Consider the following 25,421-nt stretch of genomic DNA (forward strand, 5'->3'; position numbering starts at 1 on the left):
TCCGAGTAGTCCTTCATCGCCATCGGCGGTCTTCTCGCTTCCTCCGGACCAAGCAGATCCAGTATCAGCGTGTCCACCACTCAGGGGGAGGCCCCGACCGTTTGTGGGAGTTGTTCCAGCGGGTTGCGCCGCCGGCTCCGACCCGCCCGCAGGGTGGTGGTCGGCGTCGAAGCCATGGAGATCGCGAAGTTTTGGCCGCCATCGTGTTCGTGGCCACGTCAGGCTGCACGTGGAACCAGCTCCCTCCCGGGTTCGGCCCGTCTGGGGTGACCGCGTTCAGGCGGTTCACCGAGTGGTCCCAGGCTCGTGTGTGGGCCAAGCTCCATCGCCTGGTGCTCGACGAACCGGGTACTCAGGGCGAGTTGGACTGGTCGCGGTGCGCGATCGACTCCGTCAGTGTCCGCGCGGTCAAAGGGGGACACTGACGGGACCGAATCCGACCGACCGCGGTAAGAGCGGATCGAAAATCCACCTCATCGTCGACCGGAACGGGCTACCCCGCTCAATCGGCATCTCCGCTGCCAACCTGCACGAAAGCCAGGCCCTCGAGCCCCTCGTCCGCGGGATACCGCCCATCCGCTCCCGATGCGGACCCCGCAGACGACGCCCGACCAAACTCCACGGCGACAAGGGATACGACTACTCTCACCTGCGGCGATGGTTACGCGCGGGGCATCATCCCTCGCATCGCCCGACGCGGAGTCGAGAGCTCCCAACATCTGGGCCGACACCGGTGGGTCGTCGAACGCTCCCTCGCCTGGCTCAGCGGATGCCGACGGCTGCACCGCCCCTACGAACGCAAGGCCAGCCACTTCCTGGCCTTCACCGCCCTCGCAGCCACACTCATCTGCTACCGCAGACTGCCCAAATGAAATGGCCTGCAAGGAACAGTTCGTTTCAACGTGGTATCCGGTAGTAGTCGTCTGCGGGCAGGATCAGGCGGTAAATGATGCCGTGTTGGTGTCGGATCGCGGTGACCGTGGCGTGAGGCGGCTCGTACACCCGCCGGTACAGGCCGGGATTCTCCTCTGGGCCGGGCAGGGTGTGGCGGGAGTTGTCCCAGTCGAGGATGTGCCCTGCGCGGACCCTGTCTCCGGGCGGGCCGGGGATCAGGTCGGTGCCGGTGCCATCATGCTCGTGGGTGAAGGGGATCGGGGACAGGGGCTGGTCGCCCGCAGTAAGAATCGCGTCGATGGTGTCCGAGACGGGCAGTGGGCTCGTGTAGTAGGCGGTCAGCCGCATCCAGCAGCGCACCTTGCAGGTGGGCCATCGTGGACTGAACAGGTCCCAGTCGAGCGTTCCCGGCACGCAGTGGTCGTCGATGGCCAGGAGACGCAGCGTGAGCGGTGTCTCCTCCTCGTACCTGTCGGCGATGGTGCGGAGCCGGACCTCGGACACATGGCGGCCCTGCCGCGCTGCTTCGCCGGAGGCGAGGCGATGTGCCTTCCTCGGCTGGTCGAGACGATAAGAGACAGTGCTCTCTCGAAAAGGACGTAGGCGAGCAGCAGTAGCTTGCCGACGCCACGCAGGAGGACGATCCTCGCTGGCCGACGCGTCAAGGCAGCGGGGCTTTCGGCTGTGTGCTGGCGGGCGTCAGCATCGCTTGCAGCAGGGACGCGACAGCTGTCAGCAGGACGTGGACCGTGAGTCGGAGAGCGTTCCCAGTCGTGCTGATGTCCAGATGCTTCAGCATGAGCGCGAACCAGGTGAAGACGCCGGCGACGACCGCGAGGTGGTTTCCGCGGACCCTGACCAGCCTGAGGCCCGCCCACAAGCCGAGCGGGTAGAGGACGATGACCGCTGCGTCGACGGCCCAGTAGTAGGGGACCCCGGCGAGCGGGTTGCGGTCGCTGTCCGCCGTGGTCAGGTGATCGAGCAGCGCACCCAGAGCATCGAGGAGCTTCCAGGAGCCGAACGTGACGACCGCGACCACAATGGTGGTTTTCGCGGCGCGTATCAGGTAGGCCATGCCGTCGATCGTCCTCTGCTCGTGGAGTGGTCTGGTATCCGTACGCCTACTCAAAGCCCCGGTGGGGAAGGGCCACGTCGGTTCTCCCCCAGCGGGCCGAGGCGTATGGGCTGCTTAGCGGAGGGCGGCTTCGAACGCCTTCGCGTAGATGGCCGTTTCGGAAATCTTTGGATGGAACGACTTCATCGAGGCGGGTTTGGTGTCTGCTTTGGCGTGCCCGGTCAGGACGATGCCGTGGATCGTCTCCGGGTCACCGCTGCGCGAGACGGCCATGGAGGCCTTCGCACCGGTCGTGGAGTCACTGCGGGGCGTGTGACGGGCGCTCAGGTGACTGGTCGGGTGGCGCTGCGCCACCCGACCAGTTGTCATCCCCGGACAGCGGGCTCCGGCTCGGGAGCCGCCGCGGGCTCGGGTGCCGGCCCGGAACCGCGGACGAAGAGCAGCGCCAGCAGGCCCGCGACCACCCCTAGCGCCGCCGCGACGCAATAGACTTCGACCAGGGCGTGCGCGGCCGCGGCGCGGAATACCCGCAGGTGGGGCGCGTTGCCGTCGCTCATCGCGGTGGCGGCCGTGTGCGCGTCGGCCGTACGGCCGCGCAGCTTCGCCTCGGCGCCGCTGCGGAACACCACGCCCAGGACGGCCGCTCCCAGCGCGTAGCCGAGCTGGCGGAAGGTGTTGAGCGCGCCGGCCGCCATGCCCGCCTGCCGCGCGGACACCGCGCCGAGCGCGGCAGCGCTCAGGGACATCCCGGTGATGCCCACGCCCACGCCGGTGACGATCAGGCCGGGAATGAGCGCCGTGGAGGTGGAGTGTGCGCCGAGGACGGACTGCAGAGCGCAGCCCAATCCGATGAGCAGCAGCCCGATGCCGATCGTCAGCCGGGGCGTGACGTCATGCAGCAGCCGGCCGGCCAGCGTGGAGGCCACGAACGCCGTTGCGGCCAGGGGGGCCAGTGCCAGACCGGCCCGCACCGGGCTCAGCCCGAGCACTCCCTGGAGCCATACCGAGGTGTAGACGAGGCAGGAGAAGGCGGCGGACATGGCGACGGCGCCGAGCATGACGCTGACGAACGACACATTGCGGAACAGCTTCAGATCGATCAGCGCGTTCGTACGTCCCCGCTCGGTGGCGACGAACGCGACAAGGGCCGCCGCAGCCAGGGCGAACAGGCCGAGCGCCGGGGAGGACGTCCAGCCGTCGGCGTCGGCCCGGTTCAGGCCGAACGTGAGCGCGCCCGCACACACGCCGAAGGTGGCTGTGCCCATGACATCGAGGCGCTTGGACCCCGGGCGCTCGGGCTCGCCGACCACCAGCAGGGTCAGCGCGATGCCCACGGCGCTGACCGGCAGGTTCACAAAGAAGATCGCCCGCCAGTCGAGGTACTCGGTCAGCAGCCCGCCGAGCATCGGGCCGACCGCCGCGGCGGCACCGCCGACCGCGGCCCAGATGCCGATCGCCAGGCCCCGGGCGCGGCCCTCGTACGCCGTTGCGATCAGCGCCAGCGTCGTCACGAACATCGCCGCGCCGCCCACCCCCTGCACGCCGCGCGCGACGATGAGAAAGCCCGCGTCGGGCGCAAGGCCGCAGGCGAGCGAGGCGAGCGCGAACAAGGCCAGCCCGGCCACGTACAGCTTCCGGTGCCCGACGCGGTCGGCGAGTGATCCCGCGCCGATCAGAAGCATGGCCAGGGCCAGGGCGTAGATGTTGAGCGCCCACTGCATGCCGGCGAACGACGCCTTCAGGCTGTGCGCCATGTCGGGCAGCGCGACCGTCACGATCGTGACGTCGACCAGCAGCATGAACGATCCAAGGCAGACCGCCACCAGCGGCCACCACTTACGCATGGAGGGGTTCCCCCTTCTTCGGTAACCCCCGCACCGTCGCTCTCGATGCCGGATACTGGCCAGCAATAGGGGCGCTATTAATAGAATCCGCCACTGAATGAGGTGCAGAGATGGAATCCGTCGCCATGGACGAGGTTGACCGAGGCCTCCTGCACGCCTTTCAGCTCGACGGACGGGCCCCCTTCAGCAAGATCGCCGAAGTGCTCGGCGTGTCCGAGCGCACCATCGCCCGCCGCTACCAGAGGCTGCGCACGAGCGGTGTGCTGCGCGTCGTCGGCACGGTCGACGGGGCCCGGCTCGGCTACCACTCGTGGACGATCCGGTTGAAGTGCACCCCCGACGCCGCCGGCTCCGTCGCCGCGGCCCTCGCCCGCCGGGCCGACACCTTCTGGGTACATCTGCTGTCCGGAGGCACCGAGATCTCCTGCACCACCCAGACACCGACACCCGAGGAACGCGACGCCCTGCTCCTGCAGAAGCTGCCGCGCACCCATCGCGTCGTCTCCGTCACAGCCCATTCCATGCTGCACGTGTTCGCCAAACCGATCGGCTGGGCCGCCCTCAACAGCCTCTCGCCCGAACAGGCCGAGAGACTACGACCCCCCACCCCCGCGCCGGCCGACGACGAGCCGCCCATCCTCACCGAGTCCGACGAGGCCCTGCTCGACGTCCTCTCCCGGGACGGCCGGGCCACGTACGCGGAGCTGTCGGCCGTCACCCGCTGGTCGGAGTCGACGGTGAAGCGCCGCATGGACCAGCTGCGCCACTCAGGGGTGCTCTCGTACATGATCGACATCCCGCCGGAGGTGCTCGGCTACCGTGCCGAGGCCCGGCTGTGGATGTCCGTAGCGCCGTCCGACCTCGTCTCGGTCGCGAACACCCTCGCCCAGCACCCCGAAGTGTCGTTCGCGGCCGTCACCACCGGAAGTACCAATCTCATGGCCGCGGTCATCTGCCGGGACACCCGCGACCTCTACCGCTACCTGACCGAACGCATCCCGGTCCTGGACGCCATCCGCCATCTCGAAACCGCCCCGGTCATCCGCACCGTGAAACGAGCCGGAGCGGTGCTACCAATCTGACACTTCGTCAGCCGACTGTGCCGGTGTACTCGCGCTGGACGCCGACGATCTCTGTGCCCTTCTTCAGATCGCCCGTCTCCTCGACCACCAGGACGGCGTCCTCGTCGCCGAGGTGCTCGACCACGAAGTCGCGTATGTCGTCGTGGACTTTGTCGGCGTCCCAAGACGCACGGCTGAGCAGGTGCTGTATACCGGCTGGGTGAATCGCGTCGCGAACCGGCCTTTGGGGGGCGGGACGCCCCTGCTCGGCCGCTCGGTGGGCACCCTGCCTCGCGCAGGGAACAAAGGCAGGTGCAGAACTCGCCCGGCGCAGCATCCGTGTTTGCGATCGCCGAGTACCTGGGGCGCGGACCGGCCCCTTGCCTGTCCGGTCCGTCGCAGCCTATGTGGGTGTGCAGGCTCATTCGCCGAGCCTGCACACCAAGGCCAGCGCGGAGGAGGAACCGCGCTGCCACAGCCAGGGACACCAAGCAATCCCGCGAATCCCCGGCCTGTGCACCTCACCCGCGCCTGTCCCAGAACGCAAGCGGGGCAGCTGTTACCGACCCCGCAGGCAGGTCAGTTCCTGATGTCGGGCACATCGCACCGAGTCAGGCGGACGGAGCGGCCTGAGTCACGGGCTACACCGCGGTGGTGGGCGCCAGGACCGGCTGGATCGCCCCCGTGCCAACGGCGGAATTGCCCACTCCGCTGACGGTCGGGTTGACCTGCGTCACGGGGTGCACAGCGGTGTTGGGCGCCATGCCCGACTGGATCGCTCCCGTGCTAGCCGTGGGGTTGGCCACGCCGCTGACGGACGGGCCGCCATGGCTGACGGACGTGCCGTCGTGGCCGTGTGCCGAGGCCGAACCAGCGGCGGCCAGCGCGGCGACGGAAGCGCCACAGACGGCGACGGCGAGCCGGGAAATCGCGAGAGACACGCATACTCCTGATCTAGTTATCCAGGGCAAATTGCTTTTTACATATCTCTCAACGGGCTACCAAAGTCTGAGGTTACTAACGTTACGTCATATGGCTTCCTCCTGCGGCGCGGGTTGACTCGCTGCCAGGAGTGCCGATGCGGACACCTTCCACGCTGCGCGAGGTGACCCGTCCCGTACAGAGCCAGCGCGAGGGTGCCGGCCGCGCCATGGGGCCGCCTGCCTGTGCGAGCGCGGTGATGACGGTGGGGCCGTATCCAACGTACTGACATTCTCGCGTCCATCGACACTATTTGCAGCTTATGTTCTTTGTGCTGATGGCACTTCAACCGCCGGTTCAGTTTCGGCATTCAGGGTCGTCCGGTGGCGGCAGGATGGGCGTTCATGACCGCCGCGCCACCCGGGTGCAGCGGTCCCGCAACGCGTCGAGGGTCTACCCGGAAAGCCACATCCGGAGTGCACTGGGGCGCGCAGTCGACGAGCGCCGCCCGTACCTTGTCCTCCAGGAAGCGTGCCTCTTCGATGTCGGCGACGACCGAGTCGAGGCAGGCCAGGCCGTCCTCCGTGTCCGCGCCCGTGAGCGGGCGGACGTCGGCATTCGTGGACAGCCGTGCGGCACACAGGTCGACGACCGTCCTCGTCCACTGCGCTCCGCCCGCGATTCGCTAGAAGCTCGGCAGGCAATTGGAGAATCACGCGTTCAACAGCTTCAGTTGAGCCTGTGGTTCAGTGTCGGCGGCGGGTTTGCGGGCCGCGTGGAGCAGATCCCGCGCCCGCGTCTCGTCCTTGCGGATGTCCACCGCCCACTGCGTGGGCCAGCGTCTGCCCTGACTGCGGTCCGGGAAGCAGTAGGCCACCACCCCGCCACGGGCCGCGAAAGGTCCTTCCTTCGCCTGGATCTCAGTGTCACAGTGGGGCTGCGGGCGGGGAGGCATGAATGAACGCAGGGGGCCATGGGGGCGGAGGCCACGGGGGCGGGCACGGTGGGCATACCGGCGGCCACCACGGGGGGCACCACGGGCACGAGGACGGGGGCGAACGCCCCGACGCCCCCCTCCCGCCTGAAAGCGGGCACAGCAACCTACCCGCGGAGCCAGGCGGTTGCCTTAGCTGTCTCTCAGTCGCGTTTTGGGGAACCGGATTCTTGTCCGGCTGCCTCGGCGCCCTCTATATCTTCCGCAACAACGTGTGGCTCACAGTCCCCGCCGTATTCTTCTGGTGGGTCTTAATGATCGTCCTGCTCGTAGGCGCGCTGAACCTCAAGGAACGTCGCTAATGCTCTGACCGGGAAGGTTCGCCGGGTTGCGGCAGGTGGTGCAGGCTTCGCGGAAATCCTGGATCGTTCGGTGTCTACAGGGGAGCTCCTATGGGCGTGGTCAACGAGGCGGCCGATGTGGTGGGGTCTAAGACGTGTCTCTTTGATGGGCTTAGCAGTTGATCGGATGTGTCTGTCCGGTTTGGCGATCAGCGATGCGATGTGGGACCGGATCGAGCCGTTGATGCCGGCCGATCCGGTTGTTGCGCTGGTCGGTCGACGTCACGTGGCAGCGGATCTTCGCCGCCCTTCTGGCCGCAGTCAAGAAGGCCGCGCAGTGGCAGGACACCCTCCGGGAAAACCGGCCCCGGCCCACCAGGCTGGATCTCTACAAGCCTTATCTGAAGCGGCGGTTCGCTGCGGGATGCACGAGTGTCACCTGCCTGCACCGCGAACTGCTTGCCGAGAAAGCCCGTTGGAGGCGCAGGCGGCGCTGAGCAAGTCGCCGGCTGGCTCACCCGTCACCCCGCAACCTTGCGCGAGCAAGAACGAGTCGCGCTGAAGGCCGTCCTCGCCCGTTGCCCCGAACTGGATGCCGCTGCCGCACACGTTCGCGGCTTCGGCGAGATCGATGCTGTCGACGCGGCAACTGCCCGGCCTCACCGACTTCGCACTCCACCTGCTCAGGGACCTCGACGCTGTGACCGCCGGTCTCACCCTGCACTGGATCTCCGGCGGCACCGAACGCGCCGTGAACCGCATCAAGAAGATCAAAAGGCAGCTCTATGGACGAGCCGGATTCGAACTACTCCGCAAGATGGTTCTGCTCCAGTGACCGACGTGGCACCCGTCACCTCCGGGGCGTGCTGCGTCTCGACCAGCCGCGTGTCTCGCCCTCGTCGATGAGGCGTCGTCCAGCCTTCCACAGGGAGGCGGATGCCTCCCCGATCACTGCCTTGCGGGCCCGGACATCGTCAGCGGTGACGCCCGGAGTACGCCACGTACCGCCGCGCGCCATCCAGTTGAGAAGCAGTGGCTGCAGCCGGTCCATCGCCTTGGCGAATTTGGCTTCGGGAGTGCTACGTTCCTCGAATTCGTCCCACAGAAGCCGCATGCGCTGAGCCTGATCCGCCGGAAGCAGGCTGAAGAGCTCGTCGGCAGCGGCAACTTCCCGTTCGTGCTGATCGCTCCCCGCGGCACTGTCGTACAGGGGGGTGTCGCCGGCGTAGATCTCCACCAGATCGTGCAGGAGGACGAGCTGAACGGTGTGACCCACGTCGATAGGCTGGTCGGAGTGTTCAGCGAGGATCACAACCATCATCGCCAGGTGCCACGAGTGCTCCGCGTCGTTCTCCCGGCGGTCCGTCGCAGCGAGGGGAGACTGACGGAGGATGGTCTTGAGCTGATCGATCTCGACGAGAAAGGTGAGTTGGGCATGCAGTCGATCACCGAGTTCGTCGGGGAAGGGCGTCTTCTCGGCAAGTAGGCCACGGCGCTCATCACTCATGGGCTCATCGTGGCATGCACTGTCCGGCTCGCAGAGCGACCGCTCCCCAAGATCTATGCCAGAGCCCGCAGGGACGGCGCGCAGCAGCTCCCACAGAGGGCGTGAGCCGGATGCCCAGACTCCGAGGGTGTGGCGGTCAACCACATGGAGGCGCTGCTGCTTGGCGAAGTTCAGGCCGAGGATCGCAACTTCGTAGCCAGTGGCTCCACCGCGTCCTGCATAGGTGAGCCGTAAATTCGCGCGCAGCAGCTCGGTGGCACGGGTGCCCGGGGCTCCGCGGGACCGCGTATCGGCCCTCGTTCCCGGGCTCTCGGCACTCGGTGCGGTGGCCTCGACAAAAGGTCAAAAAGTTGGATCCCCGGCCCGGCAGATGGCGTCTTAAGGGTATCCGCGAGCGATCATGTCTGCTCGCCTTGCCGGCCGTTGCGAGGGGAGACACCGGGTGGCTGAAGCATTCCATTTCGAAATACTCGGCGCGGTTCGCGCGTACCGGGGGGACGTCGAGCTGCGCGTGGGACCACCGCAGCAGCAGGCGTTGTTGTCGCTTCTGTTGCTGCGCGCCAACCAGCCCGTGTCCATGGCCCAGATCGTCGGCGCGCTCTGGGCGGACGCGCCGCCGACCCGGGCGGTGACCACCATCCGCACCTACGTCTGGCGGCTGCGCAAGCTGCTGGAGACGGAGGGCACCGCGCCGACCGTCCTGGAACTGGCCGGTGACGGCTACCGGCTGGCCGTGCCGGACGGAGCACTGGATCTGAACCGTGCCGAGGAACTGGCCGCCGGGGCCACCCGCGCCGCGGCCGGCAACCAAGTGCCGGAAGCCGCACGGATGCTGGCGCGAGCCCTGGACCTCTGGCAGGGGGAGCCGCTGGCCGGGGTGCCCGGGCCGTTCGCCGAGCGGCAGCGCGTCCGGCTGGAGGAGTTGCGGCTGACGCTGTGCGAAGAGCGCTTCGAGCTCGCCCTGGCCTTGGGCCATCATCGCTCGGCCGTCCCGGACCTGGTCGAGCTGACCGACGCCCACCCGCTGCGGGAACGTCCTTACGGCCTGCTGATGCGCGCGCTCTACGGGGCGGGCCGTCAGGCCGACGCGCTCGCGGTGTTCAGCCGGGTGCGGGACCTGCTGATCGAGGAGCAGGGCATCGAGCCCGGTCCGGAACTGGCCGCGGTGCACCGGCGGATCCTGGTCGGCGACCCCGCGCTGGCCGGACCCGACGGGGCCCGGCCGAAGTCGACGCAGCCCCGGCCTCAACCGCGGCCGCCGGAGCAGGGCACCGAGGGCTACTGCGTGCCGCCGCACGACGACGACGGCGACAGCGGCGAGGCCGGCCGGCCGGCGGCATCGGCCCCGGCGGCCGTGCCCTCCGCGTGGCAGCCGGTGCCCGCCCAGCTCCCCTACGACGCACCGGACTTCGTCGGCCGGGCCGATCAGGTGGGCGCCTGGCTCGCGCTGCTCACCGAACCGGTGCGCCGTACGCCGGTCGTGCTGGCCGCCGCCGGGATGGGGGGCGTCGGCAAGACCTGCCTCACCCTGCACATCGCCCACCGGGCCCGGGCCCACTACCCCGACGGACAGCTCCACGCCGACCTGCGGGGCAGCGGAGCCGACCCGGCGAAACCGGGCTTCGTCCTGGCCGGGTTCCTGGCCGCGCTGGGTGTGCCGGAGGACGAGGTGCCCGACAGCGTCGAAGACCGCTGCCGGCTGTTCCGGTCGCTGGTCGACGGGCGGCGGGTGCTGATCGTCCTGGACAACGCCCGGGACGCCGCCCAGGTCCGCGAGCTGATCCCGGGATCGTCCAGCTGCGCCGTGATCCTCACCAGCAGATCGCCCATGTTCGACCTTCCGTTGACGGCCCAGCTCCTGCTGGAGCCGTTCCGCTCCGACGAGGCGCTGGACCTGCTCGGCTCGATCATCGGCCGGGAGCGGCTGGCGGCGCAGCGGGAGGACGCACTGAAACTGGTCGAGGCCTGCGGCCAGCTGCCGCTCGCGGTGCGCATCGTGGCCACCCGGCTGGCGGCGCGACCCGCCTGGACGGCGGCGACGCTGACCGCGCGCCTGGCGGACGAGCAGCGGCGTATCGCCGAGCTGAGGATCGGCGCGCTGGCCATCGACGCGGTCTTCGAACTGGGCTACCAGCAGCTCACCGTCGCCCAGGCGCGGGCGTTCCGGCTGGTTGCCTTGGCCGGTGCGGCGGACATCGGGGTGCCGGCGGCGGCTGCCGCGATGGGTGTCGACGAGGCCACCGCCGAGGTCCTGCTGGAGTCGCTGACCGACGCGGCGATGCTGAAGTCCGCCAAGCCCGGTCGTTACGCGTACCACGATCTGGTACGGGTCTTCGCCCGGCAGCGTGCGGAGTCCCACGACGCCGGGGAGGCGGCGGCGGCCCTCGGCAGGCTGCTGGACTTCCTGCTGGCGACGGCCGCCAGCGCGTTCCCGCACGCGATTCCCGGAGATGCGGTGGCGGACGCGTTCGGCCCGCTGAGATCGGCCGGGCTGGAGTTCCACGACGTGCACGCCGCGCGTGCCTGGGTGGTGGCCGAGATCGACGGCCTGGTCGCGGCGGCGTTGAGCGCCGTCACGCTGCGTCTGCCGGATGCGGCGCAGGACCGGCTCGGCAGTGCGGTGGACCTGCTGCTCGCGGTCAGCCCGTTCGCCCACGCCGTGTGGTACGAGCGGATGACCCCGGTGGCGCTGGCGCTGACCGAGACCGCGGAACTCGCCGGCTGCCAGAGGATCATCGGGCGGGCACGGATGCTCTGCGGGGGCATCGCGCTGCGCGCGGACCGGATCGAGGACGCGGGGCGGCACGCCGGGCTGGCCGTCGAGGCGGCCCGTGCCGCGGGAGACGTGTACGCGCTGCGCCAGGCCCTCAACGACCTCGGTCTCGTGGCGCAGTTCCTGCGCCGCTTCGAGGAAGCGGCGGCCTGCTTCGACGAGGCGATCGTTCTGGCGCACGACCTGGGCCACCACTCCGGTGCGGCCGTGACGACCGTCAACGCGGCGCTGGCCCGGGTACGCAGCGGGCGGCCCGAGGAGGCCATTCCGTCCTCCGAGTCCGCGTTGTCGCTGATGCGGGAACTGGGTGACAACGTCGGGACGGCCTATGCCCTTTATGTGCTGGCCCTGGCGCTGCACGACCTGGGCCGCTACGAGGAGGCGGTGGCCCGCTACGGCGAGGCTCTGACGGTGTGCCGGGCGGCGGGGCTGCGGCAGCGGGAGGCACAGGTGCTCTACCGATTGGCGGAGACCTTGCGCAGCACCGGGCGGCGGCAGGAGGCCGTGGAGCACGCGGCCGCGGCGGTCGCCCGCTGCGAGGAGGCGTGCTCCGAACGGGACCGGGCGCAGGCCCTGGTCGTCATGGGGCGGGCGCTGGCCGATCTGGGGGAGACGGGCCGGGCCAGGGAGCATCTGGAGCGGGCTCGCGGTGTCTTCACCCGCTTGGGGCTGCCCGACGCGGCCGACGTGTCGAAGCTGCTGGCCGGGCTGGCCGGGCCGGGCTGACGGGGCGGTACGGGAACGGGGGCGGGGCCCGTACGGCGGCGGCTGTGTCGGTCGCCGTGGCGGCCGGACCCCGCACGGCCGACGAACTGCGCGCCGCCGGGGCGGACGGCGTTCTCGACGACCTGTCCGCCTTCCCCAACTGGCTGACCGCCTACCGCCCGACGGCGTGACCCGCTAACGGGGGGCCGGGCGGCGTACGGGAACGGCCGCCCGGGCGGGGGGGCCCGCGCCGCCGGACGGCCGTTCGTCAGCTGTGGATCACATCTTCGCGCCCGGCGGGTCGTAGCTCGATCCGGTGTTGTTGACCTCGGGCCGCCCGTCGGCCTGGACGACGCTGTGCCCGCCCGCCGGTGTGCGGGTGTGCGCCGGGCCGGCGGGGGCGGATCCGACGGCGCCCAGGGCGGTCGCGACGAGCAGCGTCAGGCCGAGTGCCGTACAGGCGCGGCGCAGCTGAGACATGGGAGGTCCTCCTTGAGGTCACCACCGGTGGTCTGCCGGTGGTTGATTGAGGGGTGGTGCGCTGCTGCGGACGGGTCGGGTCAGCAGCAGAGGGGGATGTCGCTGGTGGGCGAGGTGCTTTCGATCGCGGTCAGCGCGTCGCGGAACTCCGGTGCCGGCGCCGTGGCGAGCGAGGCGGGGAGCACCGCCAGCAGCAGGGCCAGGACCACCGTCCGGGCGGCTCGGCGGTGGGCACCGGTGGGGCGGCTGGAGGCGTACGGCATGCGAAGCATCTGCTTTCGTCGGGGGAACCGATGAACGGTGCCGGGACGGGGCGGCCGCCCCGTCCTGCGCGGTCTCCTCCGACGTTAGGCGCCGGCGATCAACACGGATTCAGCAACCGATCTACGACCGGGTCGATCGCTGGTGATCGGCGGGGCCCGCGGCGGGTGTTCGCGCGCCGGACGCCCCCGTGACGGCCGCTGGGCCCGTGGCCGGGAGCAGGCTGCTGCGCTGGCCGAGGCAGCGCAGGCTCTGCCGGTACGCCCCCAGGGCACGGTCGGTGTGTCCGGAGCGCTCCAGCAGGTCCCCGAGGTCGTTCCAGGCGGCGGCCGCCTGCCGGTCCGCCTCGGAGGCCTCCAGCAGCAGCGCGGCCCGCTCGCAGCCGGCTTCGGCCGCCGCCGTGTCTCCGAGCTGCAGTTGGGCGCCCGCCAGGACCAGGAGGGTGCGCGCGGTCTCCAGCCGGTGTCCGCCGCCCAGCAGTTCCAGTGCCCGCCGGGCGTGCCGCTCGGCCTGGCCGGCGTCGGACTCCAGCAGGCATGCGCGGGCCAGCGCGGTCTCGCAGTACGCCATGTCGACGGTGCTGCCGTGGTCTGCCAGGCTCTCGGCGCTGCGCGTCAGCTGCGCCTTGGCCTCCGCGATGTCGCCGTCCTGCGACTGCATCAGCACGGACGCGTAGGCGTTGCGCAGCCGGGACAGCGCCCGGGCGTCGTCGCCTTCGGAGTAGATGGCCAGGGCGCGTTCCAGCAGCAGCAGGGCGTCGGCGGAGGCGCCGCCCCGGTGCGCCACCACCCCGGCGTTCCAGTACGCGGCGCCCAGGGCCTTGCGGTCGCTGATGCCCTCCGCTTCCTCGATGGCGGTCCGGGCCAGAGCGGCCGCGCGGTGCAGGTCGCCGCGCTCGCAGTGCAGGCCGACGAGCGTGGCCAGCAGTTCGACGCCCAGCACGGTCGGGGTGAGCTGGAGCTCGCGGGCCTCCTCCAGGGTGGCGGTGGCCAGGTCGATCGCGTGGGCCAGATCGCCCATCTCCCGGTAGCAGCGGCACAGTGCCACCGCCACCGCGAGCCGCGGGACCAGGGACTGCCCGTAGTCGGCGTGGTCCAGCAGCTTCTGGTAGCGGTCGGTGGCCTCCTCCAGCCTGCCGTCGTGCTCCAGGGCCTGGGCCACGCCGTACTCGGCGGACAGCCGGATGGCGTCCTTCCCCGCCGCGGCGGCCTCGTCGCGGACCGCGGCATAGGTGTCCAGGGCCGTCTTCGAGTCGCCGTTGCGCAGGCTGATCTCCGCGTAGCGCAGATCGGTCTGGAGGGTGTCGTGCCGTTCGGTCGCGAGTAGTTCCAGCAGTTCCCCGGGGGCGCAGCCGAGCCGGGCGGCGATCTGTTTCAGGACCTGCGGGGAGGGGGTCCGCTTGCCCGCCTCCAGCAACGAGATGTAGCTCGGGGAGAGTTTCTCGCCGGCCAGGTCCATCTGCGACAGGCCGGCGGCGCGGCGCAGCTGGCGGATCCGTGAACCCAGAGCCTGCGATTCCGCCATGATGGCTTCCCCTTATTGTGACTGACGGCTGGACATAACGAGTGAATATACTCGGTCAAGGCCAGATGGTGCCAGGCCTGTGTGTCTGCCGACGAGTGGGGACGAGAAAGCGCCGTTACGGGGGCCCGGCGGTTCAGCCGGCGGGGAGCAGCCCCCCGAGACCGTGGGCGCGCTCCACGACGAAGCCCTCCGCACGGCCGGTTCCGCTCAGACTTCCGTGGAAGCGGTCCGCGGCCTCCACCGCCGCGAGGTCGACGGGGCGGAAGCCGGGCCGGGCGGTACCGAAGGGCTCCAGGGCGCTCCGCTTGGCCGCGGCGTACGCGGTGATGTCGACGAACACCTGCGGGGCGAAGCGGGAGAACGCCGGGGTGCGCATCTCGCCCGGCCGCATCCCGTAGAGGTCGACGCGGCATGTGCGGGTGGCGGCGGCGGCCGCCCGGGCGGTGAGGCGGTGATCCGCGTGGCCGTCGCCGCTCCAGTGGGTGAGCACCGCCCGGGGGGCGACTTCGGCGATCAGCCGGTCCACCGCGGCCACCAGGGGGATCTCCCCGATGTCGGCGACCTGCCGGTGCTCGCCGCCGGTCGGCCAGCGCAGCTCGTAGCCGAGGGTCGCGGCCGCCTGCTCGGTGTGGCGGGTGCGCCGCTCGGCCCCGGCACCGGACTCCGGCAGCGAGAGGACGGCGGTGACCACCCGGACCCCGTGCGCGCGCAGGTGGGCGATGGTGCCGCCGGCGGCGATCTCCGCGTCGTCGGGGTGGGCGACCACCACCAGCACGGAGGCCGGCCGGTGCCCGGCGCCCGGTGCGGTCCCGTTTGCGCTCACACCTGCCACCCGTAGAAGGCCACGGTCTTGTCGATCTGCTCGGCGGGCAGCCGGGCGTACCACTCCAGGGTCTCGGCCAGGGAGGTGGTGTAGTCGCTCAGCCGGAGGTCGCCGAGGACCTCGCGCAGCTCGGTCATGTCGGCGGTGAGGACGGTGCGGGGCACCTCGCCGGGGCGCATCGGCAGGTGCTGGATGCCGGCGGCGTTGCCGAAGTGCTCGTTGACCGCGGTGGCCACCTCGTTGACGCTGACGCTGATGCCGCTGCCGCAGTCCGGGATCACGTCGGTGCGCTCGGCGCGGGTGAAGCGGATGGTCATGTCGGCGAGGTCGTGGGAGAAGACCATGTCCACGATCTGCTCGCCGTCGCCGTACACCTGGATGGGCAGGCCCCGCATCGCCTGGGCGGCGAAGGCGGGGACGATCTTGCGGATGGGGAGCAGTGACTGGCCGGGGCCGTAGGCGTTGTAGTAGCGCAGGGAGCAGATGCGGCTGGGGCCGGAGTCGTTGGCCATCTGGGCGAAGGACTCCGCCGCCGCCTTGGTGATGGTGTAGGTGTTCAGCCAGACGTTGGGCTTGCCGGGGTAGAAGACCCGGGGCACTCCGCAGGTGCCGGCCGCTTCGAAGACCTTGACCGTGCCGCCTATGTTGACGTCGATGGCTTCTTGCGGGGTCTCCTGGAGTTCGGAGGTGCCGAGTACGCCGGCCAGGTGGTAGACCTCCTCGGCGCCCTGGAAGGTCTTCATCAGCAGGTCGCTGTCGCGCACGTCGCCCTGCACGAAGCGGGCGTCGGGGCGCAGGGCCTTGGTGCCGATGGGCACCAGGTCCAGGACCGTGACGTCGTGGCCCTCCTCGATCAGGCGGCAGGCGATGGTGCTGCCGAGAAATCCGCTTCCGCCTGTGACGACGGCTTTCATGGGGTCTCCTTGGGTGGTGTACGAAGCGAGGGACGGGGGCCGGACGGGCGGATGGGTGGGCGGGTGCCGCCCGGGGCTCAGGGCCGGGGTGCGGCGGAGGGCCGCGCGGCGGGGGTGCCCCATTCCGCGTAGGGGACGGCGGTGCCGCGCAGCGCGGCGCCGTAGCCGCCGAGGTTGTCCACCAGGGCCGGCGGGTCCTGCAGGGCGGAGAGGCGGTCGGGCAGGTCGGCGTAGAGGTCGTGCGGGGTGGCGGCGATCAGGGTGCCGAGGCCGCCCAGGTCGTCCGGCCAGCGCAGCGGCCGGGCGCCGGTGAGGGCGGTGATCTCCTCGGGGGTGAAGTAGGGGTCGTGCAGCAGCACGTCGGCGCCGCGGGCGAGCAGGTGCTCGGCGACTCGCCTGGCGGGCGAGCCCTCGACGATCCTGGCGTTGGGCGCGTAGCTGAGGCCGAGGATGCCGATGGGGCCGTCGGTGATCCGGAGGATCGATTCCGCGACCCGGGCCGGGTGGTCGTCGTCCCAGGCCATCGCGGCGGCGACCAGGGGCAGCGGGGCGTCCTGGCCCGGGTCGCCGGTGCCGTCGACGGCGAACCGGGGGCTGAGCGGGATGCAGTAGCCGCCGATGCCGATGGAGGGGTGGAAGGTGGGGACGTTCCACTTCGTGCCGGCCAGCCGCAGCACTTCGGGCACGTCCAGGCCCGGGTAGGCCTCGGCGAGCTGGTTGGTGAGCACCAGGTCCAGGTAGCGGTAGAGGTTCTCCACGGGCTTGGTCAGCCCGGCGTGCCGCCAGTCCGGCGCGGGGTGGACGACCTCGCTGACCGCCCCGTACAGCTCCCGGGCCAGCGGCAGGGATTCCGGCCGGGCGGTGCCCACGACCCGGGGCAGGGTCCGCAGGTTCATGTCGGGCGAGAGCATCCAGTCCCGGCGTGGCGCGGTCACCAGGTGCAGTGACGCGTCGACGGTGGGGACGGCGCCGAGCGCGGCGGGCACCAGGTCGTCGAGCCAGCGCAGGCTGACCGTGCTCTCCAGGGCGATGAGGGTTTCGCCGTCGGCGCGGGCCCGGCCGATGGCGGTCAGCACCGTGGTCAGCGGCCCGGTCACCGGCCGACCGTCGCGGTCGGTGTTGACGCAGACCAGGTGCACCCGGGCGGCGACCGCCGCGGTGTCGTCGGGGGACGCGGCGCGCAGCCGTCCGCCGGAGCGGGCGGCGGCGAGGGGGATGACGTCCTCGAAGCCCGGCAGCGGGACCGCTCCGGCGTTGATCTCGCGCACCCGGTGCCCGTCGGTGTCGAGGACCGTGCAGGGGAATCCCGCCTCGGCCAGCGCGCACGCGGCGGACAGACCGATGAAGCCCGCCCCCCACACCGTGACGGGCTCCGTCCGGTCCTGCAGCGCCGCCAGCAGCGGGCGGGGGGACGTCGAGGGCTCCATCGGCCTACTCCCTTGGTCGAATCTAATTGACGGGATGATATTGACACCTTTACAAGGCAGTCAATATTGGAGTCATAAACACAGTCACAAATATGGTCAGCGGTATGCGTGGGCAGTCTGTGCTTCGGCCAGGTCGAGGTTCCTCGTGAGCCCGGTGGTGGCCGCGTTCTGCAAGGTGAGCCGCCCCGTGGCGGCCTCCTTCTCCCCCACCAGCGCGAACCAGTGGCTGGGCCGGGCCGGGACACGGCGGAGCTGGCGGCCCAGCCTCCGGGGCCGCCAGTGCTCCAGCACGTCGTACCCGGCCCCGCGCAGCCGCCGGGCGGCGTCCATGAAGGTGCGCAGGTCGGCGGAGGGCATACGCATCAGGTGCACGCACTCCGCCTCGGGCACCGGTCCCAGCTCGGCCAGCAGGCTGACCGAGGCACTGGTGCTCCAGCAGCTGCTCAGCCCGATGTCCAGGGTGCGCACCATGTGGTGGTAGCCACCGCCGTCCCCCAGCGTCCGGCCGTCGCCGGTACGGGCCAGGAAGCACAACCCCGCCTGGTACTCCGGCGCGTGCTCCCAGTCCAGGCCGAACTCCACCCGGACCCCCAGCTCGTGGGCGATCGTCAGGACGGTCCGCAGGTGGGCCGCCCGCTCCACGGCCACCGGCTCTGCCGCCGCCACCCGCTGCGGGGCCTGGTCCGGCGGCAGCCCGCGGCAGAGCGCGGAGAGGCGGTCCAGGCGCCAAAGGAAGCGTTCGCGGGACGGCGGGGCCGGCTCCGCGTCCCGCGGCTCCCCGGTGCCACGGCGCCGGTGGTGCAGTGCGGTGCGGGCGTCGGCCGGGCTCAGGCCCTCGTCGGCGGCGATCGCGTCGAGCACCCCGTAGTCGCAGTACTCCAGCCGGCCCCCGGCGGCGGGGCCCAGGATCTGGAAGATCTCGGCCCACAGCCGCAACAGGGTCAGGTCGGCGGCGAGTTCGTCGGACTCGTTGCAGATGACCGCCACCGCCTGGCTCCAGCCCCGGTGCCGCTTGCGCCGGTAGCGCGCGATGGGCACGCAGGCCGCGCCGAGGGCGCTGGCGCCGCCGGTCAGCCGCCCCGACCCGGCCAGTGCCCGCAACACGGCCACCAGGGAGTCCGCGGTCAGAGCGAGCCGCCGGCCGGAGAGGTCCTCGAAGGCGAAGATGCGTCCGGTGGCCGCGGAACCGAACTGCTCGAAGGTCTCCGCGTACCCGACCGGGGCCACCGTGACGGGCGCGAAGCCGAAACTGCGCGTCACCGAACGGAACGTCGCCTCGGCCCATACCCCCTGGGCGGCCTCCTCGCCCACCAGGTCGCTGAACCCGCGGGGCAGGGCCTCGAACGCGTAACTCATGTGTACCTCCCCTGGGAGCGCGCTCAGCGCAGCGACAGTGATCCGGTGCGGACGGTGTGCCGCAGCGCCCTGGTCAGCAGCAGCCAGGCCAGCAGGCCCCAGCCGGTCGCGACGGCGGCCTCACCGCCCACCGCGCCCAGGTCGAGCGGACCGCCCGCGGCCAGCGTCCGGGCCGCCGACAGGCCGTGGGTGAGCGGCAGGATCCGGGCCAGCAGACCGGCGGCCCCGGACCCGGGCACCGCCGTGGTGACCCCGGCGAGCAGCATCAGCACGATGGTGGTGCCGGCGGTCAGATACATCCGGCAGCCCGGCCTGCGGACGCTGATGCTGGTCATGCACAGGGCCAGGCAGTAGCAGGACACCGTGCTGAGGCAGAGCACGGCGAGGATCACCGGCAACGCCGCCCAGCGCAGCGGCACCGCCAGCAGCGGGGAGACCACGCACAGCGCAATGGTCGACGTCAGCAGGCCGTCCGCCATCCAGTGCAGGCCCCGCGAGGCCAGCACCAGGACGGTGCTGCCCCGGCTGAGCAGCAGGAACTGCAGGGTGCCGGAGACCCGTTCGCCGACGGTGGAGGAGACCACGCCCAGCGCGCCCAGCGGCCCGAGGACCGCGGCGTTGCCGAACGCGAGGTAGGCCTCGGCGGAGGGGGAGCCCACGAGCCGGCCCAGGCCGGCGAAGAACAGCACCTGGCAGATCAGGCGCACGGTCCAGCCGAAGAGCCAGGTCCGCAGCGTGAACATCGCGCGGTAGTCCTGGTAGCTCGCCAGCGCGCCGTAGGCGACCTGACGTCCGGCGGCGCGCAGCCGGGCGGACGGCGCCGGGCGCCGGGCGGGGAGCGGATCCGGGGCGAGGCCGCCGGGAGCGGGGCCGGTTCCGGGAGCGAGGTCAGTCATGGAGAACCACCCGTCCACTGCGTACGAGGGACAGCACCCGGCGTACGGCCCACAGCCCGGCGGCGGCCTGGAGGGCGACCAGGGCGCACAGCACGGCCAGCCGGGCGCAAAGATCGGGCACCGGGCCGGCGGCGGCGTCCCGCAGCAGTTGCGCTCCCCAGGAGAGGAAGAAGCCGCGGGCGATCCAGCGCAGCGGCTCGGGGAGCGTCGCGACCGGCAGGATCAGCCCGCCCAGCAGGTAGAAGGGGTAGGTCAGGGCGTTCTGCAGGCTGCGGGCGGCGCGGACCAGGATCATCAGACCGCTCATCAGCAGCGCGGTGGCCGCCACCCCGGCCGTCACCAGCGCCGCGACCACCAGGGTGAGCCCTGGCCGGTCCACCCGGATCGGCAGCCCGAAAACCCAGCGGCCGACGAGGAACATCTCCCCGAGCACGGGCAGTGCGAGCGAGGTGGTCAGCAGGGTCCGCAGGGCCAGCGCCAGCAGGTAGCGGGAAGGCGTCAGCAGAGAGAGGCTCAGGGTGCCCTGGGCCCGGTCGTCGTCCACCGCCTGCGAGGCCACGAACACCGCGTGGGACCAGGCTCCCATCAGGAAGGCGGTCAGGGCCGTGGTGGTGGCCAGCCCGCCCTGGTGGTGGCCTTTCAGGAAGTGGAAGAAGACCAGCGAGTAGCACGGGATCACCACCAGGGTGGCGAAGAGCTGGGGCGAACGGATCAGCATCTGCGCCTGGGCGCGCACGAAGTGGAGCATCAGAGCGCGAACTCCCGGTCGGTGATGACCGTGCGGTACAACTCGGTGAGCCCCGGCGGCGCCACCGCGATCTCGGTGGCCCCCGCCTCCAGCAGGACGGCCAGCGCCGCGGACTGGGCCTGCGCGCCGTCGAGCCGGGCGGTGAGGCCGCCCTGCTCGGTGACCTCGACGGTGCCGGGCAGTTCCGCGATCCGGGCGGCGACCTCCGCGCGAACGCCCTCGGCACGGATGGTGCGCGGTGCGCCGATCCGGGCCAGCAGCTCGCCGGCTGCGCCGATGTGCAGGATGCGGCCGTGGTCGATGAGGGCGATGCGGGTGCAGACGTCCTGGGCCTCGTGCATGTCGTGCGTGGTCAGGACGACCGTGCAGCCCGCGTCCTTCAGTTCGTGGACGAGCCGGCGGAAGCCGGCCGCGGCGTGCGGGTCCATGCCGTTGGTCGGCTCGTCCATGATCAGCAGCGGGGGGCGGCTCAGCAGGGCCCGGGCGAGGTGGACGCGCTGGACCATGCCGCGCGAGAAGAGCTCGACGCGGTCGTCGGCGCGGGCGCCGAGCCCGAAGCGCTCCAGCATCTCGTCGGTCCGCTGCCGGGCGGTCTTGCCGCCGATTCCCTGCAGGGCGCCCCAGTACAGCAGGTTCTGACGTGCCGTCAGGCGGCCGTACAGGCCCCGGTCGCCGCCCAGGACCAGGCCGATCAGGCGGCGGACCTCCTTGGACTGGCGCACGACGTCGTGGCCGCCGATCCGGGCGGTGCCGGAGGTGGGCAGCAGCAGCGTGGTCAGGATGCGGGAGAGGGTGGTCTTGCCCGCGCCGTTCGGGCCGAGCAGACCGAGCACCTCCCCCTCCCCGATGCTGAAGGTCACCCCGTCCAGCGCGGTGACCTCGGCGCCGCGGCGGGGGGTGAACACCCGGCCGAGCTCTTGTACGTCGACGATCGCCACGGCTCAGCTCCCGCTTCCGGCGGGGACGGGGGCCGGGGCCGTGCCCGGGGCCGGGCGCTCGGGCCACGGGGCGAGCGCGGACAGCGCGGACAGCGCGGCCTCGTGGTCGGCGGGGTCGACGAGTTCACCGGTCACCAGCAGGAGGTCGGCCACCGGGGTGCGGCGCAGCAGCACCCCGCCGACGTCGTGGTCCTCCACCGCGTCACCGGCTCCGCGCCGCAGCGGTTCGGTGAGTTGGAAGCCGTAGCGGCGCGGTGCGCCGGCGAGGGGCCCGAGGGCGGCCCGGCGGGCGCGTTCGAGGCGGGCGGGCTCACGCAGGCCGGCCGGCAGCTCCGCCGGGACGACGGGGGCCAGCAGCGGGTGGCCGGTGGCCTTGAGGCAGAGTTCCTCCAGCTCCGGCGCCAGCGCGTAGTCGGTGGCGACCCGGGCCAGCGCGGCCGGGTCGGGGGCCGCGGGTGAGGTGAGGACGCAGACCAGGTCCAGTACGTCCTTCAGGGTGAAGTCGCGCTGGAAGCGTTCCTCCGCCACCGCCAGCACATCGGCGTGCACCTGCTCGGCGGGCAGCTCGGGTCGCGGCGGTACGCCCCGCTCGGGCAGTCCGCCGTAGGCGAAGGTGGTCACCTCCACCCCGCGGTCGAGGTCGAGCATCGGGTCCTCGCCGAGCCACCACACCGAGACCAGCAGGTCCCGCCGGCCGCCCTCGTCCAGCTGCGTCATCAGGACCTCGACCGCCTCTTGGCGGTCGAGCACCTCGGCCAGCACCCGCCACAGCGTCCTCTCGTCGGGGACGACGACGTCGAGGTCGCCGACCGACCGCAGCAGACCTTCCGGGTAGTAGCGGTTCAGGGAGGGGCCCTTGACGGTGCGCGCGCCGGGTACCGCGCGGACCGCCGCGTCCAGTTCCCGGTACAACTCGCACCGGCGGGTCATCCGGGCCAGTTCGCCCCGGGATCCCTCGCCCAGGGCCACCCCCTCGCGCTCGGCCAGGGAGAGCACCAGGGTCGACACGACGGCGCCCTCCTGCCGCGCCCGCCGCAGCAGGTGGCGGGGAGCGAGGTCGCGGTCGACGTCCAGCAGCTCGTACAGCAGGTCGAGGCTGAAGGGGAAGGCGGAACGAGTCGGTGGGTTCACTGGGCCTCTTCCTGGTCCTGGGGTGCGGCCGCGCCCTTCGCGCTCGGGCGGGATGCGTGGCGGTACTGATGGGTGCGGCGCCAGCCGCGGGCCTCCAGGGCCGTGGCAACGGCTCCGCTGCGGCCCGCTTCGTCGAGGCCGTGGCAGACGTTGCCCAGCAGGGGCAGCCCGACGCCCTCCGCCAGGAGGGCACAGGCCCGCACCAGGGCCGCGATCGCGGCGGGGTGCCGGACGGGGTCGTCGATCAGGATGTCGACGAGGTCCACGAAGTCCGTTCCGCTGGGGTCGTCGTGGGCGTCGACGCAGAGCGTGGCGTGGCCGACCGGGTGGTCGCCGCCGTCGGCGTACACGACGAAGGTGCGCCGGCCGGGAGAGTCCAGCAGGGCGTCCGCGGCGGCCCGCACCTCCTGCGGCCGGGTGGTCAGGCCGCGGCCCGCGGCACCGGTGACCATGGCCCGGCACAACCAGTCGTGGACGGCGCGGTCGTGCTCGCGGGCCTCGTCCGCGACGACCCTCAGCCCGGGGGTTCGCGCGTCCTGCGGGGCATGTGCGGCCCCTGCGGGCAGCGACAGGTAGCTCAGATGGGGGGTGAGCGCAGGGTGCGGGTCGTCGGCGCCGGGCACCCGGACGATCGCCTCGGTGCACTGCGGGAAGCGGGCGAAGAGCTCTTCGAGGAAGGCCGGCGCCGCGCGCAGCAGGCGCGGGTCGGCATGCTCCACCAGGCACTGGTCGAGTCCGGTGAGCGGCTCGTGGTAGGGGCCGGCCACGTACACCAGGCCGTCGGTCCGGTGGAGGAGGCCCGCCTCGTCGGCGGCGGCCAGATAGTCGGCGCAGGCGGTCAGGGGCGCGGTGGGCACCGGAGCGGGGGCGGGCGGCGGGGCGGCAGCGGCAGGCGGCGGGGCGGCGGCGGGCGCCGGGGCGGCGGTGGGGTCGGTGGTCACGCAGGCGGTCAGGGACGCGGTGGGCGCCGGAGCGGCGGCGGGCGGCGCCGGAGCGGCGGCGGGCGGCACCGCAGCAGCAGGCGGCGGGGCGGCGGCGGGGTCGGTGGTCACGCAGGCGGTCAGGGCCGCGGTAGGCGCCGGAGCGGCGGCGGGCGGCACCGCAGCGGCAGGCGGCGGGGCGGTGGTGGGGTCGGTGGTCACGGGGCTTGGTCCGCCTCGGGACGGACCACGGCGACCAGCTCGCGCGCCACCGCGGCCGCCGCGGCGGCGACCTCGTCCTGCGCGACCCGCCCGAGGGCCTCGATCTCCTGCTCGGGCAGGGTGACCTCGGCCGCCAGCACCCGGTCGGCGGCCAGCGCGATGGCGGCCTCCTGCTGGGACTCGGCGCGCAGCACAACCTCCACCACGGCCTGCCGGACGGCTGCCGAGAAGGCCTCCTCGCCCGGCCCGTCCGAGGCGATCTCGGCGAGCAGCGCGCGGAAGGAGTCCAGGAGCCGGGGGCCGTTGGCGGGATCGACGCCGGCCAGCATCCGCCAGGCGCCGGTGTCGCTGTAGCTACGGGACCAGGACTGGAAGGAGTAGGCGAGCGCCTCGTCGTTGCGGATGCGCGCATAGAGCAGGGAGGCGGGGCTGGCTCCCATCAGATGGCCCAGCACGGTGTAGGCGTGCCGGCGCGGATCGCCGAGGCGGGGCGCCCGGCTGCCCGCTTGCAGCCAGCAGAACTCCTCGGGCCAGCGCTCCGGGAGTCCGGTGCGGACCGGGGGCGGGTCCTGCGACGGACGGGCGCCGAGCGGCGTCGCGGCCGGGAGGGTGCCGAGGGCCGCCTTGTCGAGGGCGGCGAGCAGTTCGCCGGTGGGCAGTCCACCGACGGCGCTCACCGCGACGGGTGCGCTGGACAGGGCCTGGCGGTGGGCGTCGTGCATGACGTCCACCGTGATGCGCGCGATGCTCTCGGGGTCACCGCCGACCGGGGATCCGAGCGGGTGGCCGGCGAACAGCCGGGCCAGGAAGGCGTCCTGGACCGCATCAGAGGGGTCGGAGGCCGCAGCGGCCAGTTCCTGGAGGACGACCTGGCGCTCCTTGTCCAAGTGGGCGGCGGTCAGTTCGGGACGGAGCAGGGCCGCGCCGATCCAGTCGATGGCCTGCGGCGCGTCCTCGTTGAGCACCTGGGCGTGGACCACCAGGAGTTCGGGGCTCGTGAGGGCGTTGGAGTTGCCGCCGAGCCGCTCGATGCGCTCGCTCAGCGAGGGGCCGCCGTCCAGCGGGACCGACATGACGAGGTGTTCGAGCATGTGCGTGGCACCGGCGACCCCCTCGGGGTCGTGCCGTGCACCCGATCCGAGGGCGACGCACACGGTGGTGGTGCGGCTGCCGGGGGTGTGGTCCACCAGTACGGGGACGTTCTGCGTCAGGAGCTGTTCGGTCACGGGGGAGGTCTCCGTCGCTGCGCGGTGCGGGCGGGGTGGGGCTGCGTGCGGTCCCGTCCGGGAGGCCGCCGGGAGCACCGCCGGGAACCGGACCCGCGGACACGGCCGGGAATGCGGCGGCCGGGCCGCCGCCCGAACTGGGTCCGGCGGCAGCCCGGCACTGGGCCTGCTTACTTGCCCGTGCGGACCTTGATCTTGTCGAGACGGGGACGCAGGCCGACAGCGTGGTTACGGGTCATGATGACTCCTTCATTGTGTGAGAAATCGGCAAGGCATTCGATCTCCTTGCCGGTGAAGCGATATGACCATGACCGAGACAGCTCAGTCAAGTAACTCTGTCAATAACTTTCGAAGGGGCCGTAGGCGGTGGCGCGCTGCACGATGGACATGCTGGTCGATGGCTCCGCTCCCCGCCACCACTCCCCGACTCAGGAACTTGACTAGGTTTATTGACTTGCTGTGGGGCCATGTGTCAATCTCGCGATGTCAAGCCCGCGAAC

The 25,421-nt window shown here is 71.7% G+C and carries 24 protein-coding genes and 3 pseudogenes; 6 read left to right on the plus strand and 21 right to left on the minus strand.

Annotated features, from left to right (window positions below; genetic code table 11):
• Positions 1-56 precede the first annotated feature (56 nt).
• Positions 57-872 (plus strand): annotated as a pseudogene (locus ACWC0C_RS42470) (IS5 family transposase).
• Between the two features lie 25 nt (positions 873-897).
• Here the strand turns inward: ACWC0C_RS42470 and ACWC0C_RS42475 are convergent.
• The 4 genes from ACWC0C_RS42475 to ACWC0C_RS42490 form a co-directional block, all read right to left on the minus strand.
• The gene (locus ACWC0C_RS42475) at positions 898-1,398 is read right to left on the minus strand and encodes a hypothetical protein (RefSeq protein WP_450870082.1); all 501 of its coding nucleotides are present in this window, start codon (positions 1,396-1,398) and stop codon (positions 898-900) included.
• Between the two features lie 157 nt (positions 1,399-1,555).
• The gene (locus ACWC0C_RS42480) at positions 1,556-1,969 is read right to left on the minus strand and encodes a hypothetical protein (protein ID WP_450870084.1); all 414 of its coding nucleotides are present in this window, start codon (positions 1,967-1,969) and stop codon (positions 1,556-1,558) included.
• 114 nt (positions 1,970-2,083) lie between these two features.
• Positions 2,084-2,242 (minus strand): hypothetical protein, encoded by a 159-nt coding sequence (locus ACWC0C_RS42485; RefSeq protein ID WP_450870085.1) that lies wholly within the window; start codon positions 2,240-2,242, stop codon positions 2,084-2,086.
• A gap of 92 nt (positions 2,243-2,334) precedes the next feature.
• Positions 2,335-3,813 (minus strand): MFS transporter, encoded by a 1,479-nt coding sequence (locus tag ACWC0C_RS42490; protein WP_450870086.1) that lies wholly within the window; start codon positions 3,811-3,813, stop codon positions 2,335-2,337.
• Between the two features lie 110 nt (positions 3,814-3,923).
• On the opposite strand from ACWC0C_RS42490, the gene ACWC0C_RS42495 reads away from it, so the two are divergent.
• Entirely contained in the window at positions 3,924-4,895 is a 972-nt protein-coding gene (locus tag ACWC0C_RS42495; protein WP_450870088.1) for an Lrp/AsnC family transcriptional regulator, read from the plus strand.
• 10 nt (positions 4,896-4,905) lie between these two features.
• On the opposite strand, the pseudogene ACWC0C_RS42500 reads toward ACWC0C_RS42495, so the two are convergent.
• Positions 4,906-5,094: pseudogene (locus ACWC0C_RS42500) on the minus strand (transposase); the annotation flags it as partial.
• Between the two features lie 421 nt (positions 5,095-5,515).
• Positions 5,516-5,815, minus strand: a complete 300-nt coding sequence (locus tag ACWC0C_RS42505) for a hypothetical protein (protein WP_449202107.1) — start codon at positions 5,813-5,815, stop codon at positions 5,516-5,518.
• A 1,518-nt stretch (positions 5,816-7,333) separates the two neighbouring features.
• Here ACWC0C_RS42505 and ACWC0C_RS42510 point away from each other — a divergent pair.
• Both ACWC0C_RS42510 and ACWC0C_RS42515 read left to right on the plus strand, forming a co-directional pair.
• Positions 7,334-7,567: a hypothetical protein gene (locus tag ACWC0C_RS42510; protein ID WP_450870090.1), complete on the plus strand. Its 234-nt coding sequence runs from the start codon at positions 7,334-7,336 to the stop codon at positions 7,565-7,567.
• A 134-nt stretch (positions 7,568-7,701) separates the two neighbouring features.
• A complete protein-coding gene (locus ACWC0C_RS42515; protein WP_450870091.1) occupies positions 7,702-7,905 on the plus strand; it encodes a hypothetical protein in 204 nt (67 codons plus the stop codon).
• Between the two features lie 15 nt (positions 7,906-7,920).
• Here the strand turns inward: ACWC0C_RS42515 and ACWC0C_RS42520 are convergent, their stop codons facing one another.
• Positions 7,921-8,577, minus strand: coding sequence for an HD domain-containing protein (locus tag ACWC0C_RS42520; protein WP_450870092.1), 657 nt, complete (start codon positions 8,575-8,577; stop codon positions 7,921-7,923).
• Between the two features lie 69 nt (positions 8,578-8,646).
• Positions 8,647-8,745: pseudogene (locus ACWC0C_RS42525) on the minus strand (restriction endonuclease); the annotation flags it as partial.
• Positions 8,746-9,019: 274 nt separating this feature from the next.
• Between ACWC0C_RS42525 and ACWC0C_RS42530 the strand changes: the two are divergent.
• The gene (locus ACWC0C_RS42530) at positions 9,020-12,076 is read left to right on the plus strand and encodes an AfsR/SARP family transcriptional regulator (protein ID WP_450870093.1); all 3,057 of its coding nucleotides are present in this window, start codon (positions 9,020-9,022) and stop codon (positions 12,074-12,076) included.
• A 44-nt stretch (positions 12,077-12,120) separates the two neighbouring features.
• Positions 12,121-12,246 (plus strand): hypothetical protein, encoded by a 126-nt coding sequence (locus ACWC0C_RS42535; RefSeq protein ID WP_450870095.1) that lies wholly within the window; start codon positions 12,121-12,123, stop codon positions 12,244-12,246.
• 88 nt (positions 12,247-12,334) lie between these two features.
• Here the strand turns inward: ACWC0C_RS42535 and ACWC0C_RS42540 are convergent, their stop codons facing one another.
• The 13 genes from ACWC0C_RS42540 to ACWC0C_RS42600 form a co-directional block, all read right to left on the minus strand.
• Positions 12,335-12,535 (minus strand): hypothetical protein, encoded by a 201-nt coding sequence (locus tag ACWC0C_RS42540; RefSeq protein ID WP_450870097.1) that lies wholly within the window; start codon positions 12,533-12,535, stop codon positions 12,335-12,337.
• Between the two features lie 80 nt (positions 12,536-12,615).
• Positions 12,616-12,798 (minus strand): hypothetical protein, encoded by a 183-nt coding sequence (locus tag ACWC0C_RS42545; protein ID WP_450870098.1) that lies wholly within the window; start codon positions 12,796-12,798, stop codon positions 12,616-12,618.
• 121 nt (positions 12,799-12,919) lie between these two features.
• Positions 12,920-14,320 (minus strand): helix-turn-helix domain-containing protein, encoded by a 1,401-nt coding sequence (locus tag ACWC0C_RS42550; protein WP_449201248.1) that lies wholly within the window; start codon positions 14,318-14,320, stop codon positions 12,920-12,922.
• 133 nt (positions 14,321-14,453) lie between these two features.
• On the minus strand, positions 14,454-15,143 hold the full coding sequence (locus ACWC0C_RS42555; RefSeq protein ID WP_450870100.1) for a PIG-L deacetylase family protein: 690 nt from the start codon (positions 15,141-15,143) through the stop codon (positions 14,454-14,456).
• Positions 15,140-16,057, minus strand: coding sequence for an NAD-dependent epimerase/dehydratase family protein (locus tag ACWC0C_RS42560; RefSeq protein WP_450870101.1), 918 nt, complete (start codon positions 16,055-16,057; stop codon positions 15,140-15,142). The genes ACWC0C_RS42555 and ACWC0C_RS42560 overlap by 4 nt, the downstream gene beginning before the upstream one ends.
• 77 nt (positions 16,058-16,134) lie before the next feature.
• Positions 16,135-17,484, minus strand: coding sequence for a UDP binding domain-containing protein (locus ACWC0C_RS42565; RefSeq protein ID WP_450870102.1), 1,350 nt, complete (start codon positions 17,482-17,484; stop codon positions 16,135-16,137).
• A 96-nt stretch (positions 17,485-17,580) separates the two neighbouring features.
• Entirely contained in the window at positions 17,581-18,840 is a 1,260-nt protein-coding gene (locus ACWC0C_RS42570) for an ATP phosphoribosyltransferase regulatory subunit (RefSeq protein WP_450870104.1), read from the minus strand.
• Between the two features lie 23 nt (positions 18,841-18,863).
• Entirely contained in the window at positions 18,864-19,736 is an 873-nt protein-coding gene (locus tag ACWC0C_RS42575) for a hypothetical protein (protein WP_450870105.1), read from the minus strand.
• Positions 19,729-20,484 carry an ABC transporter permease gene (locus tag ACWC0C_RS42580; protein ID WP_449201254.1) on the minus strand — a complete coding sequence of 252 codons (756 nt, stop codon included), beginning with the start codon at positions 20,482-20,484 and terminating at the stop codon, positions 19,729-19,731. Before ACWC0C_RS42580 ends, ACWC0C_RS42575 begins: the two co-directional genes overlap by 8 nt.
• Positions 20,484-21,422 (minus strand): ABC transporter ATP-binding protein, encoded by a 939-nt coding sequence (locus tag ACWC0C_RS42585; RefSeq protein WP_450870107.1) that lies wholly within the window; start codon positions 21,420-21,422, stop codon positions 20,484-20,486. The genes ACWC0C_RS42580 and ACWC0C_RS42585 overlap by 1 nt, the downstream gene beginning before the upstream one ends.
• A gap of 3 nt (positions 21,423-21,425) precedes the next feature.
• Positions 21,426-22,553 (minus strand): hypothetical protein, encoded by a 1,128-nt coding sequence (locus ACWC0C_RS42590; RefSeq protein WP_450870109.1) that lies wholly within the window; start codon positions 22,551-22,553, stop codon positions 21,426-21,428.
• The gene (locus ACWC0C_RS42595) at positions 22,550-23,695 is read right to left on the minus strand and encodes a hypothetical protein (protein WP_450870110.1); all 1,146 of its coding nucleotides are present in this window, start codon (positions 23,693-23,695) and stop codon (positions 22,550-22,552) included. The genes ACWC0C_RS42590 and ACWC0C_RS42595 overlap by 4 nt, the downstream gene beginning before the upstream one ends.
• Entirely contained in the window at positions 23,692-24,921 is a 1,230-nt protein-coding gene (locus ACWC0C_RS42600; protein WP_450870112.1) for a M16 family metallopeptidase, read from the minus strand. The genes ACWC0C_RS42595 and ACWC0C_RS42600 overlap by 4 nt, the downstream gene beginning before the upstream one ends.
• Positions 24,922-25,421: the final 500 nt, after the last annotated feature.

The sequence above is a fragment of the Streptomyces sp. NPDC001709 genome, assembly GCF_053596375.1.